An 18281-nucleotide genomic window follows, 5' to 3' on the forward strand; every position below is an offset into this window, starting at 1 on the left:
CGCCCGGGTCCCGGCCGCCGCACAGCGAGGAGTACGACGCGTGTCCACTCTCTTTCCGGCCCTGGCCGCAGGGTCGAACCGGCAGGCGCTGCGTTTCGGCGACCGCCGCCTGACCCATGCCGAGCTGGCCGCCGCCGCCGGCGCGACGGCCGGCCGGCTCGCAGGCGCGGGCCGGGTCGCCGTCTGGGCCGCCCCGACCCTGGAGACCGCCGTCGGCGTCGTCGCGGCACTGCTGGCCGGCGTGCCGGCCGTACCCCTCAATCCGAGGACCGGCGAGCGGGAGCTGAAGCACATCGTCTCCGACAGTGCGCCGTCGCTCGTGCTGGCCGCCCCGGGCGACCGGCTCCCGCCGGTCCTCGACGGGCTGGAGCGCGTCGACGTCGGCGTACGCGCGACCGGGGCCGGGCCCCTTCCGCCCGAACCGCCCGCCGAGGCGCCCGCGCTGGTCGTCTACACCTCCGGCACCACCGGCCCCCCGAAGGGCGCCGTCCTGCCGCGCCGGGCGATCACAGCGACCCTCGACGCGCTGGCCGACGCCTGGCAGTGGACCGGGGAGGACGTACTGGTGCACGCCCTGCCCCTGTTCCACGTGCACGGGCTGATCCTGGGCATCCTCGGCCCGCTGCGGCACGGCGGCGCCGTGCACCACCTCGGCCGCTTCGAGACGGACGCCCTGGCCCGCGAGCTGGCCGCTCACGGCACCATGTTCTTCGGCGTCCCGACCATGTACCACCGCATCGCCGAGGCGCTGCCGGGCGACCCGGATCTCGCCGGGGCCCTGTCCGGCGCGCGACTGCTGGTGTCGGGGTCGGCCGCGCTGCCGGTGCACGACCACGAACGGATCGCCGCGGCGACCGGGCGGCGGGTCGTCGAGCGGTACGGCATGACCGAGACCCTGATGATCACGAGCGTCCGAGCGGACGGCGAGCCCAGGCCCGGCACGGTCGGCCTGCCGCTCGACGGCGTGGAGGTGCGGTTGGTAGAGGAGTCGGGCGAGGAGATGACGGCGTACGACGGCGAGAGCGTCGGGGAGATCCAGGTGCGGGGGGCGAACCTGTTCACCGCGTACCTGAACCGTCCGGACGCGACGGCGGCGGCGTTCGACGGCGACTGGTTCCGCACCGGCGACATGGCGACGCGGGACCCGGACGGGTACGTCCGCATCGTCGGGCGCAAGGCGACCGACCTCATCAAGAGCGGCGGCTACAAGATCGGCGCGGGCGAGATCGAGAACGCCCTCCTCGATCACCCGGGGGTGCGGGAGGCGGCGGTCACCGGTGAACCGGACGCCGATCTCGGCGAGCGGATCGTCGCCTGGATCGTGCCGTCGGACGCTCGACGGCCGCCGTCCCTCGACGAGTTGGCGCGTCACGTGACGGGCCAGCTCGCGCCGCACAAGCGGCCGCGGGTGGTCCGCCTGCTCGACGCGCTGCCGCGCAACGACATGGGCAAGATCATGAAGCGGGCGCTGCATGACTGACATCCGGACGGCCCGCGACGCGATCGCCGCGGTCGTGGAACGCGGCAGCTTCGCCGAACTCGCCGCGGCCCGGGTCCCGGACGGGCGGCCCGGAGCGTCCCGCCGCCCCGACGGACCGATCGGGTGGCCGGGGTACGGCCCGTCGCTCGCCCGCGCCGGGGAGCGCACCGGCGAGAGCGAGTCCGTCGTCTGCGGCACCGGTTCCGTCGGCGGCACCGAAGCGGTCGTCGTGTCCTTCGAGTTCGGGTTCCTCGGCGGCTCCCTCGGCGAGCGGACGGGCGACCGCCTGGAAGCCGCGTACACCGTGGCCCGCGAACGGCGCCTTCCGCTCGTCTCCCTGATCGCCACCGGTGGCAGCCGCATGCAGGAGGGCATGGCGGCCCTGGTCCAGCTCCAGCGCGTGGCACGGCATTCCGCCGCGCTGCGGGCCTGCGGGGTGCCGCAGCTCGCGGTCCTGCGCGACCCCACCACCGGGGGCGGGTGGGCGACGCTCGGCGCGGGCGCGGACGTCGTCCTGGCGCTGCCCGGCGCGCAGGTCGGCTTCGCGGGGTCGCGGGTGCGGCCGCCGGACGCCGACCCGGCGGCGTACACCGCCGAGGGGCAGCTGGCCGCCGGCCAGATCGACGCGGTCGTACGCCCCGAGGACCTGCGGGACGCGCTGGCCCAGTGGCTGCGCCACCTGGGCGCCGACCCCTGGGAAGGGCCGCCCGAGCCGCCGGGACCGCTCGCCGGTTCCGCGACCGGCGACCCCGCCACCGGCTGGGAGGCGGTGACCCGGGCCCGCTCCCCCCGGCGACCGCGCGCCGACGCGTACCTCGCCGCGTACTTCGATCAGGTCCGGGAGATCAGCGGCGACCGGTGCGGGGGCACGGACCCCGGCATGCGCTGCGGCTTCGGGCTGCGGCGGGGCCGCGCCGTCGCGTACGCCGCCCAGTGCGGCACCGCGACGCTCCCGGCCGGCTTCCGCACCGCCGCCCGTCTGGTCCGCCTCGCCGGCCGGCTCGGCGTCCCGGTCCTCACCCTGGTCGACACACCGGGGGCGGCGAACGACGCCGCGGCCGAACGGGCGGGCGCGGGCGCCGCCATCGCGGACCTCTTCGACGCGATGGCGACGGCGCGCGTGCCGGTCACCACGCTCCTGATCGGCGAGGGCGGGTCGGGCGGCGCCCTCGCCCTGACTGCGCCGGGCAACCTGTGGGCCGCCCACAACAGTTACTTCTCGGTGATCGCTCCGGAGGCCGCCGCCGCCATCCTCAAGCGCACCCCGGAGCAGGTCCCGGAAACGGCGGACCTGCTGCGGCTGCGCCCCCGGGATCTGGTAGAGCTGGGCATCGCGCGCGGGGTCGTGGGCTGACCGCCTGCGGCCCGCCGGGGCGCCGCGACGCGCCGTCGCCGCGGGCTCACGGCGACGGCGCGGTCTGTTCGGCGGCGGGCCGTCCGGACGGTGTGCCGGCGGCGGCGAGGGCGATGTTGCGGGCCATGCCGCCGAAGACGAGGGCGTGGAACGGCGAGACACCCCACCAGTACGCGTGCCCCAGCAGACCGTGGGGATGGAACAGGGCCCGCTGCCGGTAGCGGGTGCGCCCGGCCTCGTCCCGCTCCACGTACATCTCCAGCCAGGCCAGGCCCGGCAGCCGCATCTCCGCCCGCAGCCGGAGCAGGCGGCCCCGCTCGATCTCCTCGACCCGCCAGAAGTCCAGCGAGTCCCCCACGCGCAGCCGGTGGGCGTCGCGGCGCCCGCGCCTGAGCCCCACGCCGCCGACGAGGCGGTCCGCCCAGCCGCGCACGGCCCAGGCCAGGGGGAACGAATACCAGCCGTTCTCGCCGCCGACGCCCTCGATCACCTTCCACAGGGCCTGCGGGGTGGCGTCGACGGTCAGTTCCCGCCGATCGGTGTAGAGGCTGCCGCCGGCCCAGTCGGGGTCGGTGGGCAGCGGGTCGCTGGGCGCGCCGGGCACCGACGCGGAGGACCAGCGGGTGGTGACCCGGGCCTCCTTGACCCGCTGGAGCGCCAGCGCGAGCGCCTTGTCGACGCCGATGGGCGAGCCCGGCGGGTCGGGGACGTACGCGGCGATGTCGTGCTCGTGGCAGACGACCTCGTGCCGCAGGGACTCGGCCAGGGGGCGGGCGATCTGCCGCGGCACCGGCGTCACCAGGCCGACCCAGTGGCTGGACAGTCCCGGCGTCAGGACGGGCACGGGCACGATGAGGCGCCGGGGCAGCCCGGCCACGGCGGCGTACCTGCGCATCATGTCGCGGTAGGTGACGACGTCGGCGCCGCCGATGTCGAAAGCGCGGTTCACGTCCTCGGGCATGAGCGCGCTGCCGACGAGGTGGCGCAGGACGTCGCGCACGGCGATCGGCTGGATTCGGGTACGGACCCAGCTGGGCGTGACCATGACCGGAAGACGTTCGGTGAGGTACCGGAGCATCTCGAAGGAGGCGGACCCGGAGCCGATGATGACCGCGGCGCGCAGTACGGTCGTCGGCACGCCGGACTTCAGCAGGATCGAACCCACTTCGGCCCGCGAGCGCAGATGGGGCGACAGCTCGCGTTCGGGGACGCCGCGCGGTGTCAGGCCGCCGAGGTAGACGATGCGCCGGACGCCCGCGGCGCGGGCCTGCTCCCCGAAGATCTCGGCGGCCCGGCGGTCGGTCCGCTCGAAATGCGCACCGGTGCCGAGGGCGTGCACCAGGTAGTACGCGACGTCGACGCCCCGCATGGACTCGCGTACCGAGTCCTCGTCGGTGACGTCGCCGCGCATCACCTCGACCCGCTCGGCCCAGGGGTGGTCGCGCAGTTTCTCCGGCGTACGGGCCAGACAGCGGACCCGGTGTCCGGCGCCGAGCAGCTCGGGCACGAGCCTGCCGCCGATGTAACCGGTGGCGCCGGTGACCAGGCACCGCAGCCGCGGGGTTCCGTTCGCTTGTGTCATGTGCGCCTCCGTCGTGACGGGCGTGCGATGCCCGGCGCCGCCGGGTCGCTTCCTCGCCGCTCTCCCCCACTCAACCGCTTCCGCGCGCGGGCGGCACGCGGACGCGGCGGGGGCGCACTTTCCCCGCGGCCCGGCTCCGGCTTGCGTGACTACGCCGTTTCCGTACGCGGGGGTGCCGTGAGCGTCGCCGGCGACGCTCAGTAGGCGGAGTCGACGTTGTCGATCGAGCCGTACCGGTCGGCGGCGTAGTTGGCCGCCGCGGTGATGTTGGCGACCGGGTCGGTCAGCTCCTTCGGGGTGCCCGCGACGTGGTAGGCGTCGAAGGTGGGCTGGATCACCTGGAGCAGTCCCTTGGACGGCGTGCCGTTCTGCGCGTTGATGTCCCAGTTGTTGGCCGCGTGGGGGTCGCCGCCGGACTCACGCATGATGTTGCGGTGGAGGCCCTCGTAGCTGCCGGGGATGCCTTCCTCCTTCATGATGGCCAGCGCCTCACGGATCCAGCCGTCGAGGTTGTCCGGGTAGGACGCCTTCGCGGCCTTCTTCGCCTTGGCCGCCTTCTCTGCCTTCTCCGCCTTCTCCGCCTTCGCGACCTTCTCCGCCTTCGCGGCCTGCGCGGCGATGGTGTCCGCCTGCGCGAAGACACCGGCCGCCGAGACCTGCGCCGACGCCGCCACGCTCTGCGCGGCCGGGGCGGCGGCGTGCGCGGGGGACGGGGCGACGGACAGGGCCACCGCCGCGGCTCCGGCGGCGCACAGGGCGGAGACCGAGAACTTGCGGACGGGACGGGCGGCGAGGTTCAGAGACTGAGCGGTCATACGGATGGAACTCTCCTTCGGGAGACAACAGGACAGCGCGGGGACCTGCGACGGCGGAGTGGAGCTGCGCGACGGGGTCTGCGACGGCCGGGGCGAGTGGCGCTCGGCCGGTCGGGAGCGATCAGCTCCCCCGGGCTCGATCCATGGTTAACGGCAGTCCGCGGCGTCGGCAATGACCGGCCGTACGGCCCGGCTACGTAGCAGAGGGCCCGCCGAAGCCGAACGCCCCGGACACGGCCCGCGAAACCGCGCACCGGCGCCTACTACCGGGCATCGTGTGTGATCCGGGCCCTATGGGCCGACTCACAGCCGGAGCGGCTCCGGAGGGGTCCGGAGGGCGTTTTCGGGGCGGCCCGGATGCGGTGTGCCGGCGGTCGCGGAAGCCGCTCGCGGCCGTCCGCGTCACGCCGCGACGTCCGCACCCGGGCCGCCCCGCGGGTGGAGCGGCGAGGAGGGCGGTCAGGAGGCGTGCGGGGCGAACGGGATCCCGGCCGGCTTGGCCTTCTCCAGGTGGCGGTTGAAGTTGCCGTCCTTGAGGCCGAACACGGCGCTCCCGAAATCGGCCTGGCTGAGCTTGTCGCGCACCCCGGCGGGATAGCCGTTCCAGCCGACCAGCTTGGGGAACTGCCACCCGCGGTGGTGGTTCTCCGGGGGCTCGTCGTTGGTGTTCGCGGGGCGGAAGCAGTGCGTGCTCAGACCGTCCTTGTGGTAGACGATCTTGGCGTGCGTACCGTCCCACCGGATGCGGCCGCGGCCGTGGACGGCGAAGCTGCCGTGGGCGGAGGTGGAGACGTACTGGGCCTGGTTGTTCTGCACCCAGACCACGACGTGCTCCCAGTCGTGGCGGTGACCGCCGAGCCCGCTGCCCGCCACGGCCTGGTCCTTCTCGAAGTAGAGGCCGTACATGATCGCGCACCAGCCGTTGTTGCACTTGGAGCGCGCGTATCCGTTGGTGTTGTCGAGGTCCCACGCGTCACGGCACTGGCCGTTGAGGGCGCCGGACGGCTTGAGGCCGCCGTTCACCGTCCCGTCCGGGCCTATGGCGGGGGTGGGGTAGCAACCGTCCGTGTCGTAGTCGTAGGCGGGCTGGAACGCCTGTTCCAGGCCGTCCGCGTTAACGGGGAGCGCCGAGGGCGGGGCGGCGAGAGCGCTGCCCGGAAAAGCGACGACCAGCGCCAGAGCGCCGGCGAGGGCGATCGGGATTCTGCGTATCCGCGAACTCGTCTTCACTGTGTCCTCCTGACGGGCCGCGGGCGTCCGGCACGCGGCCAGATTGACATGCCCATCACAGCATTGCCGAACCGCGCCGCACACCGGGGCGGTTGGCGTGACGGGACGTCAAAAAACGGAAGGATGGCGGGTGTCAGTCCTTGACCGGCCACCGCCACGACGAAGCCGCGGACGCGGCCGCCGCGGCACACGACGCCGCGCGGCACAGGGGATCGTTCAGGCGGCCAGCACACCCGTTCGGTTCATGCGGCCCCCCGCGAACCGTCGGCACCTCCCCGGGCGGCGGGCGAGCAGGCCGCCGCTCCGCTCGCTGAGCGGAAGTCGCGTCCCGGAAATACCATGGGGCGTGCCGCTGCGTGCGGTTTCCGGCAGTGGTTCGCGAGCAGGAGCCCATGAATCTCGGAGCGGTCCATGACCCGGCGTCGCCCCACGAGCGCCGACGACCTGCTGACCCGGCTGGGGCGGCTCACGGCGCAGGTTCGTACCGGCACGGAGTTGCAGCAGGCGCGGGTGGAGCTGGCCGAGGCGCTCCAGCGCGAGATGCTGCCCGCCGAGCTGCCCGCCGTCCCCGGACTGCGGACCGCGGCCCGGTACTCGCCCGCGCGCCACGGCCTGGACATCGGCGGTGACTGGTACGACGGCTTCGCGCTCCCCGACGGCTCACTGGCGTTCTGCGTCGGGGACGTGCAGGGGCACGACGTCGAGGCGGCCGCCTTCATGGGCCAGGTGAGGATCGGCCTGCGCGCGGTGGCCATGGCCGCCGCAGACCCCGGCGAGGTGCTCCGCCGGGCCAACGAGCTGCTGCTGTCGGTGGACAGCAGCCTCTTCGCGACCTGTACGTTCCTGCGCTTCGATCCGGCCACCCAGGAACTCGAGAGCGCCCGCGCCGGCCATGTGCCCACGGTGTGGGCCTCGGCCGACGGCCGGTGCGGTGTCGCCGAGGACGAGGGCGGCCTGCCACTCGGCCTGATGCTGGGCGAGGAGTACCCGGTCGTCCGCCGCCGGCTGACACAGCCGGGGTCTTTCGTTCTGGTGACGGACGGAGTGGTCGAGGGGCCGTCGTTTCCGATAGAGGACGGGCTGGAGCAGGTGGCGGCCCTGGTCGCGGCGGGATGCGGCGGCGATCCCGACGTTCTGGCCGCCGAGGTGATGAAGGTGACGGACTCCACCGGCCACGCGGACGACGCCGCCGTGCTCGTCCTGACCTACGACGGCCCGGGGGCGTCGGCGGAGCGGCCCGGGTGAGGTAAGCGGCCCTCAGGGGCGTGTCACGGCCCGTGCGGGGCCGGAGGGCGTTGTCTGATGGCTGGTGTGATGCGCACCGAGGAGATCCGACGCGTGTCCGGAGCCGTTCTTCGGATTCTCGGCGTGGCCGGGGCCTATTTCGCGGCCGGGCAGGTCGGTCTGCTGGAGCAGGTGACCGTCGAGGGCTCGGTCGTCACGCCGCTGTGGCCGCCCACCGGCATCGCCCTCAGCTCCCTTCTCTACATGGGGTTGCGGGTCTGGCCGGGGATCGCGCTGGGCACCCTCCTGGTCGTGCTGTCGATCACCTCGTTCCGCGCGGCCGAGCTGGGCATCATGGCGGGCAACACACTGGCCCCGGTGTGCGCGTACCTGATGCTGCGCCGCGTGGGCTACCACGCCGAGCTGAACCGGCTGAGGGACGGGGTGGCGCTGGTCTTCCTCGGAGCCCTGGGCGGGATGCTGATCAGCGCCACGGTGGGCTCGGGCGTCCTGGTCCTGAGCGGCAATCTGCTCCTCGGGAACTTCTGGCCCGTGTGGGCCGCGTGGTGGGCCGGGGACGCCATGGGCGTGCTGGTGGTGACACCGCTGCTGGTCGTCCTGCGGCGGTGTCGGATGCCGCGCGACACCTCCCGGTGGGCAGAGGTTCTGGCCCTGGCGGTCACGGCCGCGGTGGTCGCCTCCCTGGCCACCCGGAGCGAGATGTCCCTGCTCTTCCTCGTCTTCCCGCTGCTGATCTGGGCCGCCCTGCGTTTCCAGCTCGCGGGGAGCGCGCCGTGCGCGGTGTTCGTGTCCGTACTGGCGATCTCGGCGGCGATCGACGACGCCGGACCGTTCGCGGACCACAGCCTCTTCGAGATCATGCTCACCCTGCAGGCGCTCAACGGCTCGGCGGCGCTCACCGCGCTGCTGCTGGCGGCGATCATCACCGAGCAGCAGAACGTCCGGCTGAAGATCGAGCTGGCCTGCCACGACCTCGCCGAAGTGGTGGAGCGCCTCGCGCCGGGGGAAGCGGCGCACCGGCTGGGTTCCGGCCTGGGCGACAGCCGCGGAACGGCCGACTGACACCGCGCCAGAACCGGTGGAATGTTCAACCACTGCGGACTGTTGGCCCTGTCGCACGGCCCCCGTCCGGGGGCGCCGACAGGAAGGTCCCCGATGTCCGTGAAGACGAATCAGAACGACGTCTACTACAGCCACGGCACCGCCGCCGAACGCTGGGCGCGGGCACAGCTCTTCTTCGACGCCAAGGAGTACGACAAGGCCGCCCGCGTCCTCACCGGCCTGGTCGGCGAGGTCCCCGAGCAGCTCGCCCCGCGTCTGCTGCTCGCCCGCTCGTACTACCACTCGGCCCAGCTGGGCAAAGCGGAGACCGAGCTGCGCTCCATCGTGGAGCGCAGCCCGGTCGAGCACTACGCCCAGCTGATGCTGGGCCGCACCCTGGAGCGGCAGGGCAAGGGCGGCGAGGCGGTCGCGCATCTGCGGCTGGCCGCCGCGCTGTCCGGGGACCTCCCCGACTGACCGCGCCGCCGTCCCGGGACCTCCCGGGCCACTCCCGGGAGGTCTTTCGGGCTTTCGGCTAGACCAGAACGGGTTGCGCGACGGAGGCGGGGGCGGGGGCGGCGGACGGAGCCGGCGCGGGAGCGGGAGCGGGCTCCGGCTGACCCTTGGCATCGCCCACGCCCGGGACGGGCGGGCACGGCACCAGGGGGCTGTTGTGCGCGTCCGCGACCCGCCGCGTGAACCACACGACTTTGCCGTCGGCGGTGCCGCAGGTCCCCCAGCTGTCGCACAGTCGGGCGACGGCCGCGAGGCCGCCTCCGCCCGCGGAGGCGAGGCGCGGCATCGGGGGGCCGTTGTCGGCCACCGACGCCGTGAGATGCCTGCCGTTCCAGCGCAGTTCGACCACGCACCGGTTGTCGTCGCCGACATGGCGGTGGACATTGGTCAGAAGTTCCTCGACACCCCTGCACACCGGCTGGATGTGCAGCTCGAGATTCCAGTGCCGCAGGTGAGCGGCGACGATGCGCCGGATCTGCGAGACGCGCTCCGCCGATACGTGCAGTTCGACCGCGTAAGACCGGTCGCTGGGAAGTGTCATGGCCGTGGCTCCTTACCGCGAGGCCCACATGCTTCACCTCGTTGCAGCAACGACCCCCGAACACGAAGAGTGAGCGATAGTCACCAGTGGGTCAGGGACATCGTGGCTCCCGGACGAGCGAACCGCAACCGGTGCGGCTCAAGGCCCGGGCCGTCGCGGGTGGGTCCGTATGCCGTACTGCGGTTGCGCCGGCCGCGGGAAGCCGCCGACTTGCGCGGCGGCGACCGATGGGGTTGGTTCGAAGCAGGTGTGGACGTGGTTTCCGTCTCCCCTGGGTTGGGGGTGAACCACCGTGCTGTTCACCGATCGCGCCGACGCGGGGCGGCGGCTGGCCGCGGCCCTGCGACACCTCGAAGCCGAAGAACCCGTCGTCCTGGGACTGCCGCGCGGCGGAGTCCCGGTGGCCTACGAAGTGGCACGGGCGCTGGGCGCCCCCCTCGATGTGGTGGTCGTACGCAAACTCGGCGTGCCGTACCACCGGGAGCTCGGGTTCGGGGCCATCGGGGAGGGCGGCGCGCGGGTGATCAGCGACGACATCGTCCGCCGCAGCGGGGTCGGGCCGGACGAGGCCGCAGCGGTCGAACGGGGCGAGAAGGCGGAGCTCGACAGGCGGGCCCTGCGGTTCCGCGGCGACCGGCCGCGGGTGCCACTGGAGGGTCGCACCGCCGTCGTGATCGACGACGGGATCGCGACCGGGGCCACCGCGGCCGCCGCGTGCGAGGTCGTACGGGCGCAGGGCGCGGCCCGCGTGGTGCTCGCGGTCCCGGTGGCGGCGCCCGACGCCGTGGCGCGGCTGAGCGGCCAGGTCGACGACGTCGTGTGCCTCTCCGCGCCCGCCGTGTTCCGGGCGGTCGGCGAGTGGTACGAGGACTTCACGCAGACCTCGGACGAGGAGGTCGTCACCCTGCTGGCCCGGGCCGCCGTCCGACCGGGGCACACCTCCACGGCCGCCGCCGAGGAGCAGGTCGAGGTGGACGCCGGCGGCGTCCGGCTCGCCGGGGACCTCACCCTGCCCGGGGGTGCGGGCGGGATCGTCGTGTTCGCCCACGGTTCGGGCAGCAGCCGCCGCAGTCCGCGCAACAGGTCGGTGGCGACGGCCCTCAACCGGGCCGGCTTCGGCACCCTGCTCTTCGACCTGCTCACCCCCGCGGAGGAAACCCACCGCGCCAACGTGTTCGACATCGACACCCTGGCCGCACGACTGGTGGACACCACCCGCTGGCTGCGTCTGCGCACGTCCGTGCCGCTCGGCTACTTCGGCGCGAGCACCGGAGCCGCGGCCGCGCTGCGGGCCGCCGCGTCGGCCGGCTCCGAGGTCGGCGCCGTCGTCTCGCGCGGCGGCCGGCCCGACCTGGCCCGGCCGCGACTCGGCGACGTACGCGCGCCCACCCTGCTCGTCGTGGGCGGACGGGACTCGCTGGTGCTCGACCTCAACCGGCAGGCGCAGGCGCAACTGCGCTGCGAGAGCCACTTGGAGGTCGTCCCGGGCGCCACGCACCTCTTCGAGGAACCGGGCGCCCTGGAAAAGGTCGCCGAACTCGCCCGGACCTGGTTCACCACCCACCTGGGCCGGCCCGGCGTCTGACAGTCCGTCACACCGGACCGTCACTGGCCCCCGCGCCGCTCGGCGGAGGGCGGCGGGGCGGTGTCAGTGAGGCCGGCTCCGGACCGTCCGGGACGACCGCGGCCGGCGAGCCGGCGCCGGTCGCGGCGTACGGGCCGTGCCGCGTCCCCGGGCGGGGTCACAGGCGGCGTTCGCCCGGGTGGCCCGCGGTCGCGGGCCCGACCCCGCCGCACTCCGCCGCGGCCGCCGCGTGGCACGCGCCGCGGCCGTCGGCGCGGGCGACGATCCGGCCCGCCGCGACGCGCACCGCCGCTTCGGTGCCGTCGCTCACGGCCGGAATGCCGGCCGCTCGCGCGAGGGCGCCGGACGCGTCGTACACCACCTGGAGTCGCGGCCACGCCGACGGCGGGAACGACCGGCGCAGGCTTCCGCAGAGTCCGGCGACGGCCAGGCGTGCCAGCGGCAGCAGTTCGGCCGGTTCGCCGGTGACCAGGACGGCGGTGACCGTGGCGCCGGGCGGGGCCGCCCGTACCGCTTCCTCGGCGGCTTCGAGCCGGTGCAGGCCGAGCACCGCCACCACGCCGTCGTCCGACAGCCGCGCCGGCCCGCCCCGCACGGCGTCGGGCAGGGACGGCGGGGACCAGAGCTCGTCTGCGGGGCGGGCGCGCGGGACGTAGGGCAGGTGCGGCGGGGGCCACGCGTCGTCGAGGTCGAGGCCCGCCAGTCGTTCGCAGGCCCGGACGACGCTGAAGGGGTCGATGAACCCCGGTGCGGCGTCCGCCATCTGGTTCGCGCCGTGCAGGGTCGTGAGAACGGTCTCCGCCCTGCGCACCAGGCGGGCGTGCGGCGTACCGGCCGGCCGCAACTCCTCCAGGGCCAGCCCCAGGAGGATCGCGTCGAGCTTCATCAGCTGCGCGAACGGCCGGCGCACACGCTCCTCGGCGAGGACCTCCGCCATCAGATGCCGTTCCAGGCGGGGCGCTCCGTGCCGTCCGCCCGAGTCGGCTTCGACGAGCGGCAGTCCGGCCATCCAGGCGCGGGCGAGCGCACCGAGGGCCTCCGGGCCGGTGCGGCCGGGTTCGGGGTGCGGAGGGTCGGGTACGCGCTCGGCCAAGTCGGCCAGTACGGCGAAGTACAGCGCCCGCTTGCCGGGGAAGTTGGAGTACACCGCGCCGCGGGTCAGTCCGGCGCGCTCGGCGATGGCGTCCACCTTCGCGCCCGGGAATCCGCGTTCGGTGAACTCGCTCCTGGCCGCTTCGAGCACCCTGGCGCGGTTGTGCTCCTGGAGCTCCGCCCTGCTGAGCCGGCCCATGGTCCTCACTTGCCTGCGTTGCCGTCCGTGTCGGTTCAAGATACCGTCGGCATCCAGATGGTGACGTCATATGGTGGCACCATTCGAAGCCCTGGCAAGTGCTTGTAGCGAGTGAGGACGTTTCCGGGTGGCACGGATCGGTGACAGCGGCGACCTGCTGAAGTGCACGTTCTGCGGGAAGAGCCAGAAGCAGGTCGGGAGGCTCGTCGCGGGCCCGGCCGGCATCTGCATCTGCGACGAGTGCGTGGGGCTGTGCAACGAACTGATCGCGGAGGAGCCGGACGGGGCGCGGGGCGACGCGCTCCGCAAGCCGCCGACACCGCGGGAGATCCACGCCTTCCTCGACCAGTACGTCATCGGGCAGGACGACGCCAAGAAGGCCCTCGCGGTCGCGGTCCACAACCACTACAAGCGCGTCGGCGCGGCGGCCGGCCGGCGCCGGACCCGCGGCGGGCCGGACGGTACTGACGGCCCCGGCGGCCGGGACGACGTGGAACTCGGCAAGTCCAACGTCCTGCTGCTCGGGCCGACCGGCTGCGGCAAGACGTATCTCGTCCAGACCCTCGCCCGGATGCTGGACGTTCCCTTCGCGACCGCCGACGCGACGGCCCTGACGGAGGCCGGATACGTCGGTGAGGACGTGGAGAACATCCTGCTCAAGCTGCTCCAGGCAGCCGACTTCGACGTACGGAAGGCCGAGACCGGGATCATCTACATCGACGAGATCGACAAGATCGCCCGCAGGGGTGAGAGCGCGTCGGTCACGCGTGACGTCAGCGGCGAGGGCGTGCAGCAGGCGCTGCTGAAGATCCTGGAGGGCACGACCGCGAACGTGCCGCCGCAGGGCGGGCGCAAGCACCCGCAGCAGGAGTTCATCACCGTCGACACGAGCCATGTGCTCTTCATCGTGGGCGGAGCGTTCGCCGGTCTTGAGCGGATCGTCGAACAGCGGGCCGGCCGCCGGGGCATCGGATTCGGCGCCTCGGAGCCGGCGGCGCCGGCCGCCCGCGGAGGCCGGGACGAGCAGGGCCCCCTGGCCGGGGTCATGCCCCAGGACCTGCTGAAGTTCGGACTCATCCCGGAGATCGTGGGCCGGCTGCCGGTGGTGTCGGCCGTCAGCCCGCTCGACCGGGCGGCGCTGGTACGGATCCTCACCGAGCCGCGCAACGCGCTGGTCCAGCAGTACCGGCGGCTGCTCGAGATGGACGGCGTGGAACTGGAGTTCACGCAGGAGGCGCTCGACGCGATCGCCGACCGGGCACTGCTGCGCCGGACGGGCGCCAGGGCGGCCCGCGCGATCCTGGAAGAGCTGCTGGTCGACGTCATGTACGAGGTGCCCGGCCGGGACGACGTGGCCCGCGTCGTGATCGACCGGGACACCGTGCTGGGCAACGTCGCACCGGCGCTCGTACCCCGTGCGCGGCCGGGCGGGGAAACGGGGCGCCGGGACCGGACGGCCTGACGGGCCGCCTCGAAGACAGCGGACCTCCGGGCTTGACTTGATACCCCTGGGGGGTATGTTGGGCGTACCGGCCGCGACCTCAGCAGCGGCTCGTACCTCCAGGGGAGCGTCATGAACACCGGACTGAAGATCACAGCTTTCGCCGCAGCGGCAGCCACGACGTTCGGGGCGGCGTACGGCGTGGGCAAGGGCGTCGGGCCCGTCGTGGCGGACGAGCGGCCCGCCGGCCACGACAGGCACGGGGAGGCGGCGGAGAGGAAGCCGGCCGGCGGCGGACACGCGGAACACGGCGGCGAGAAGGCGGCGGCCGGGGGGCTGCAGGTCTCGGAGGGCGGCTACACCCTCGCCCTCGAAACCCCGCGGGTCGCGGCCGGCGAGCGCGCCGGGCTCCGTTTCTCCATCCAGGACGAGAACGGCCGCAAGGTCACCGCGTTCGAGCGGGAGCACGGGAAGGAGCTGCACTTCATCGTCGCCTCGCGCGACCTGACCGTCTACCGGCACCTCCACCCGAGCCGCGCCGCCGACGGCACCTGGAGCACGTCCGCCGACCTGCCCGCGGCCGGCGGCTACCGGGCCTTCGCCGACTTCAAGCCCGCGAAGAAGGGCGCCGAGGCACTGACGCTCGGCGCCGACCTGGCCGTCTCGGGCACATACCGGCCCGCCCGCGTCCCGGCCCCCGCCACCACCGCGAAGGTCGACGGGTACGAGGTCACCCTCACCGGCGGGCTGCGTTCCGGGCGCAGCGGCGAGCTCCGGCTGAACGTCGAGAAGGACGGCAGGCCGGTCACCGACCTGCAGCCCTACCTCGGCGCCTACGGCCACCTCGTCGCCCTGCGCGCGGGCGACCTGGCCTACCTCCACGTGCACCCCAACGGCGAGCCGGGGGACGGCGCCACCGAGCCCGGTCCCGAGGTGTCCTTCACCGCCACCGCGCCGAGTCCCGGAACGTACCGCCTGTTCCTCGACTTCCAGCACGACGGCACGGTGCGCACCGCCGCCTTCACGGTCGAAGCCGGGAAGGCGGCGGTGAACGGCGAGCCGCCGGCCGGCCGGCACGGGACGGAGGCGCCGGACCACCAGCACTGACGAAGCGTCAGCCACCTGCGAGGGCGGGTGTCCGGTACGCCGCTCCGCTGGTCCATGAGGATGAAACCGGGTCTGCGCCACCGTGACGGCCGACCCCGCATGGACGCGATCGGCAAGGCTGGCAGGTGCTCCGTCGGCCACCCGCGCGGCACACCTCCAGCGGCACACCTCCAGAGAGGCAGGGCGTACCACCCATGCTGAGCACCGACTTCGTCACCGGGTCCCCCAACTGGCTCGACCTCGGCAGTCCGGACACCGGGGCCGCCGCCGCCTTCTACGGGAGCGTCTTCGGCTGGGACTTCCTGTCGGCGGGCCCCGAGGCCGGCGGATACGGCTTCTTCCAGCTGGACGGCGGGACGGTCGCCGCCCTCGGGCCGCTGACGGAGGAGGGCGCGAGCTCCGCGTGGACGGTGTACTTCCGGACGCCGGACGCCGACGCCACGGTGAGGACGGCCGAGCAGGGCGGCGGGACCGTGCGCGTCGGGGCGTTCGACGTGATGAACGCCGGGCGGACGGCCGCGCTCACCGACCCGGGCGGCGCGGAGTTCGCCGTATGGCAGCCGGGCGAGACGAAGGGGCTGGAGAGGGCCTCCGAACCCGGCACCCTGTGCTGGGCGGAGCTGCACACCGGCGATCCGGCGGCGGCGCTGCGCTTCTACGGCACGCTGTTCGGCTGGCGGTCGCAGGAAATGGACGCGCCGGGCATGACGTACACGGTGCTCTCCACCGCCGAGGGCGACCAGCAGGACGCCTCGTTCGGCGGGGTCGCCGCGCTCCGGGACGCTTCCGAGGAGCCGCGCTGGATCCCGTACTTCGCCGTGGAGGACACCGACGAGGTCGTCGCGAGGACGCAGGGGAACGGCGGGTCGGTCGTGATGCCCGCCGCCGACATCCCGGACGTCGGCAGGCTGGCCTGGCTCGCGGATCCCTTCGGCGCGACCTACGCCGTCCTCAAGCCCACGCCGCCGCAGTCCTGACCTGCGGCCCGCCCGGCCTCCACCCCTCCGCGGGGCGGGCGTCCGCCCCGGGGAGGGCCGGAAGGGCGCCGCGCGTGGGGGCGCCCGGCCCCGGCGGTCAGGCGCGGGGCCGGGCGGCACGGCGGGGCGCTACCTGAGGGTGACGTTCTCCGCCTGCGGGCCCTTGGGGCCCTGGGTGACGTCGAATTCGACCTTGTCGTCCTCGTGGAGCTCCTTGAAACCCTGCGTCTGGATGGCGGAGAAGTGGACGAACACGTCCGGGCCGCCCTCGTCCTGCTGGATGAACCCGAAGCCCTTGTCCGCGTTGAACCACTTCACAGTGCCTGTTGCCATCAGTTCGATCCTTTGTTCCGTACCACGGCCCGGCCATCGCCGCGCCGGCCGCAGCCGTATCGCAACTGCGGCTCCTGCACCTTGCCATCCCGACCCCGCTTGTGAATCGACCTGTTTTCCGTGTCGGTGGAACTCCGCCCGACTCGCCGGGGCACTCAGCGGAATTCGGCCGGCGGAACGCCCCTCAGCCCCGGTACGCCTCCAGGAGGCGCAGCCACACCTCGCTGATCGTCGGATAGGCCGGGACCGCGTGCCACAGGCGGGGGATCGGTACCTCGCCGGCCACCGCCACGGTGGCGGAGTGCAGCAGCTCGGCGACGCCCGGGCCCACGAAGGTGGCGCCGAGCACCGTCTCGCGGTCGAGGTCCACGACCATGCGGGCTCGGCCCCGGTAGCCGTCGGCGTACAGGCCGGCGCCCGAGACGGACGCCATGTCGTAGTCGACCGCCCGCACCCGGCGCCCCGCCGCCTCGGCCTCCGCGAGCGTGAGGCCGACCGCCGCGGCCTCGGGGTCGGTGAAGACCACCTGGGGTACGGCGGCGTGGTCGGCCGTGGCGGAGTGCGCGCCCCAGAGGGCCGTGTCCAGCGGTTCGCCGTGCGCCCTGGCGGCGATGGCCGCACCCGCGACGCGCGCCTGGTACTTGCCCTCGTGGGTCATCAGCGCCCGGTGGTTGACGTCGCCCACGGCGTACAGCCAGTCGCTGCCCTCCACGCGGCAGCTCTCGTCGACCGTCAGCCAGGAACCGGGTTTCAGACCGACCGTGTCGAGGCCGATGTCGTCCGTGCGCGGGGCGCGGCCGGTGGCGAAGAGCACCTCGTCGGCCTCGATCCGCTCGCCGCCGTCGAGGACGACGGTGACCGGGCCGTCGCCGCCCCCGGCGCGCTCCACCGCGGCGACGGAGGTTCCGGTGCGCACGGTGGCGCCGGCCTCCGCGAGGGCCTCGGCGACCAGCTCGCCCGCGAAGGGCTCCATCCTGGCGAGCAGGCCCTCTCCGCGTACGAGCAGGGTGACCCGGGAGCCGAGCGCCTGCCAGGCCGTGGCCATCTCCACGGCGACCACTCCCCCGCCGACGACCACGAGGCGGCCGGGCGCCTTCCCGGCACTGGTCGCCTCGCGGCTGGTCCAGGGGTTCGCCCCGGCCACGCCGGGCAGGTCGGGCACGACGGCGCGGCTGCCGGTGCAGACCGCCACCGCGTGCCGCGCCGTCAGGGTGTACCGCTCACCGGACGGGGCCTCGACGGTGACCCGGCGGGGGCCGTCGAGCCGGCCCCGGCCCCGGTGGATGTCCACGCCGATCGACTCCAGCCAGCCGGCCTGACCGTCGTCCTTCCAGTTCGACACGTAGTAGTCGCGGTGCGCGAAGACCTCGGACACGTCGAGCGGCCCCCGCACCGACGCCCTGAGTCCGGGCACGCGGCGGGCGTCGGCGCGCGCGGTCACCGGGCGCAGCAGGGCCTTGCTGGGCATGCACGCCCAGTACGAGCACTCGCCGCCGATCAGTTCGTTCTCGACCACCGCCGTCGTCAGTCCGGCCGCCCGGGCGCGGTCCGCCACGTTCTCGCCGACGGGCCCCGCCCCGACCACCACGACGTCGTACTCGGCCGGTGCCGCCGCATCCACTGGATTCGTCATACGGGCAGTCTGGTCGGGGGTGTGGGCCGTGGCCAGCCGGGCAGGCGGAATATCGCGAGCCCGCAGGCCGTTGTCCGGGACGGCTTCGCCCGTTATGCCAGGAAGAGGAG

Annotated in this window: 16 protein-coding genes; 9 read left to right on the forward strand and 7 right to left on the reverse strand. The window is 73.9% G+C overall.

From position 1 onward, the window contains the following. Window positions 1–40: 40 nt before the first annotated feature. Window positions 41–1480, forward strand: a complete 1440-nt coding sequence (locus AC07FK_RS24350; RefSeq protein WP_479107049.1) for an acyl-CoA synthetase — start codon at window positions 41–43, stop codon at window positions 1478–1480. Continuing rightward, a complete protein-coding gene (locus AC07FK_RS24355; protein ID WP_479107050.1) occupies window positions 1473–2834 on the forward strand; it encodes a carboxyl transferase domain-containing protein in 1362 nt (453 codons plus the stop codon). Before AC07FK_RS24350 ends, AC07FK_RS24355 begins: the two co-directional genes overlap by 8 nt. Before the next feature lie 46 nt (window positions 2835–2880). On the opposite strand, the gene AC07FK_RS24360 is transcribed toward AC07FK_RS24355, so the two are convergent. From AC07FK_RS24360 to AC07FK_RS24370, 3 genes are all read right to left on the reverse strand, one after another. After that, the gene (locus AC07FK_RS24360) at window positions 2881–4416 is read right to left on the reverse strand and encodes an SDR family oxidoreductase (RefSeq protein WP_479107051.1); all 1536 of its coding nucleotides are present in this window, start codon (window positions 4414–4416) and stop codon (window positions 2881–2883) included. Window positions 4417–4613: 197 nt separating this feature from the next. Beyond that, window positions 4614–5231, reverse strand: a complete 618-nt coding sequence (locus tag AC07FK_RS24365) for a transglycosylase SLT domain-containing protein (protein ID WP_479107052.1) — start codon at window positions 5229–5231, stop codon at window positions 4614–4616. Window positions 5232–5690: 459 nt separating this feature from the next. Continuing rightward, window positions 5691–6461: an NPP1 family protein gene (locus AC07FK_RS24370; RefSeq protein ID WP_479107053.1), complete on the reverse strand. Its 771-nt coding sequence runs from the start codon at window positions 6459–6461 to the stop codon at window positions 5691–5693. A 411-nt stretch (window positions 6462–6872) separates the two neighbouring features. On the opposite strand from AC07FK_RS24370, the gene AC07FK_RS24375 reads away from it, so the two are divergent. The 3 genes from AC07FK_RS24375 (at window position 6873) to AC07FK_RS24385 (ending at window position 9224) form a co-directional block, all read left to right on the forward strand. Then, the gene (locus AC07FK_RS24375) at window positions 6873–7706 is read left to right on the forward strand and encodes a PP2C family protein-serine/threonine phosphatase (protein WP_479107054.1); all 834 of its coding nucleotides are present in this window, start codon (window positions 6873–6875) and stop codon (window positions 7704–7706) included. Between the two features lie 66 nt (window positions 7707–7772). Continuing rightward, entirely contained in the window at window positions 7773–8768 is a 996-nt protein-coding gene (locus tag AC07FK_RS24380; protein ID WP_479107151.1) for an MASE1 domain-containing protein, read from the forward strand. A gap of 93 nt (window positions 8769–8861) precedes the next feature. After that, window positions 8862–9224: a tetratricopeptide repeat protein gene (locus AC07FK_RS24385; protein WP_479107055.1), complete on the forward strand. Its 363-nt coding sequence runs from the start codon at window positions 8862–8864 to the stop codon at window positions 9222–9224. Window positions 9225–9282: 58 nt separating this feature from the next. Here the strand turns inward: AC07FK_RS24385 and AC07FK_RS24390 are convergent, their stop codons facing one another. Then, entirely contained in the window at window positions 9283–9804 is a 522-nt protein-coding gene (locus tag AC07FK_RS24390; protein WP_479107056.1) for an ATP-binding protein, read from the reverse strand. 292 nt (window positions 9805–10096) lie between these two features. On the opposite strand from AC07FK_RS24390, the gene AC07FK_RS24395 reads away from it, so the two are divergent. Further along, entirely contained in the window at window positions 10097–11389 is a 1293-nt protein-coding gene (locus tag AC07FK_RS24395; protein WP_479107057.1) for an alpha/beta family hydrolase, read from the forward strand. Between the two features lie 157 nt (window positions 11390–11546). Here AC07FK_RS24395 and AC07FK_RS24400 read toward each other — a convergent pair whose 3' ends face one another. Continuing rightward, a complete protein-coding gene (locus AC07FK_RS24400; protein WP_479107058.1) occupies window positions 11547–12680 on the reverse strand; it encodes a TetR/AcrR family transcriptional regulator in 1134 nt (377 codons plus the stop codon). 127 nt (window positions 12681–12807) lie between these two features. Here AC07FK_RS24400 and clpX point away from each other — a divergent pair, with 127 nt between their 5' ends. The 3 genes from clpX to AC07FK_RS24415 all read left to right on the forward strand — a co-directional run bounded on the left by clpX (window position 12808) and on the right by AC07FK_RS24415 (window position 16205). Continuing rightward, window positions 12808–14142 (forward strand): ATP-dependent Clp protease ATP-binding subunit ClpX, encoded by a 1335-nt coding sequence (gene clpX / locus AC07FK_RS24405; protein ID WP_479107059.1) that lies wholly within the window; start codon window positions 12808–12810, stop codon window positions 14140–14142. A gap of 111 nt (window positions 14143–14253) precedes the next feature. Next, the gene (locus tag AC07FK_RS24410) at window positions 14254–15228 is read left to right on the forward strand and encodes a hypothetical protein (RefSeq protein ID WP_479107060.1); all 975 of its coding nucleotides are present in this window, start codon (window positions 14254–14256) and stop codon (window positions 15226–15228) included. 194 nt (window positions 15229–15422) lie between these two features. Next, complete coding sequence (locus AC07FK_RS24415; RefSeq protein WP_479107061.1) at window positions 15423–16205, forward strand: VOC family protein; 783 nt, start codon at window positions 15423–15425, stop codon at window positions 16203–16205. Between the two features lie 129 nt (window positions 16206–16334). Here the strand turns inward: AC07FK_RS24415 and AC07FK_RS24420 are convergent, their stop codons facing one another. Next, the gene (locus AC07FK_RS24420) at window positions 16335–16538 is read right to left on the reverse strand and encodes a cold-shock protein (protein ID WP_479107062.1); all 204 of its coding nucleotides are present in this window, start codon (window positions 16536–16538) and stop codon (window positions 16335–16337) included. 184 nt (window positions 16539–16722) lie between these two features. Further along, entirely contained in the window at window positions 16723–18171 is a 1449-nt protein-coding gene (locus AC07FK_RS24425) for a dihydrolipoyl dehydrogenase family protein (protein WP_479107063.1), read from the reverse strand. Window positions 18172–18281: the final 110 nt, after the last annotated feature.

The sequence above is a fragment of the Streptomyces sp. NPDC046122 genome (assembly GCF_056429965.1).

Bases quoted from the DNA above. Each gene is read 5' to 3' on its own strand.
- AC07FK_RS24390 (WP_479107056.1), bottom strand. From the start codon at position 9,804: ATGACACTTCCCAGCGACCGGTCTTACGCGGTCGAACTGCACGTATCG.
- AC07FK_RS24410 (WP_479107060.1), top strand. From the start codon at position 14,254: ATGAACACCGGACTGAAGATCACAGCTTTCGCCGCAGCGGCAGCCACG.
- AC07FK_RS24415 (WP_479107061.1), top strand. From the start codon at position 15,423: ATGCTGAGCACCGACTTCGTCACCGGGTCCCCCAACTGGCTCGACCTC.
- AC07FK_RS24420 (WP_479107062.1), bottom strand. From the start codon at position 16,538: ATGGCAACAGGCACTGTGAAGTGGTTCAACGCGGACAAGGGCTTCGGG.
- AC07FK_RS24375 (WP_479107054.1), top strand. From the start codon at position 6,873: ATGACCCGGCGTCGCCCCACGAGCGCCGACGACCTGCTGACCCGGCTG.
- AC07FK_RS24385 (WP_479107055.1), top strand. From the start codon at position 8,862: ATGTCCGTGAAGACGAATCAGAACGACGTCTACTACAGCCACGGCACC.
- AC07FK_RS24365 (WP_479107052.1), bottom strand. From the start codon at position 5,231: ATGACCGCTCAGTCTCTGAACCTCGCCGCCCGTCCCGTCCGCAAGTTC.
- AC07FK_RS24360 (WP_479107051.1), bottom strand. From the start codon at position 4,416: ATGACACAAGCGAACGGAACCCCGCGGCTGCGGTGCCTGGTCACCGGC.
- AC07FK_RS24355 (WP_479107050.1), top strand. From the start codon at position 1,473: ATGACTGACATCCGGACGGCCCGCGACGCGATCGCCGCGGTCGTGGAA.
- AC07FK_RS24400 (WP_479107058.1), bottom strand. From the start codon at position 12,680: ATGGGCCGGCTCAGCAGGGCGGAGCTCCAGGAGCACAACCGCGCCAGG.
- AC07FK_RS24425 (WP_479107063.1), bottom strand. From the start codon at position 18,171: ATGACGAATCCAGTGGATGCGGCGGCACCGGCCGAGTACGACGTCGTG.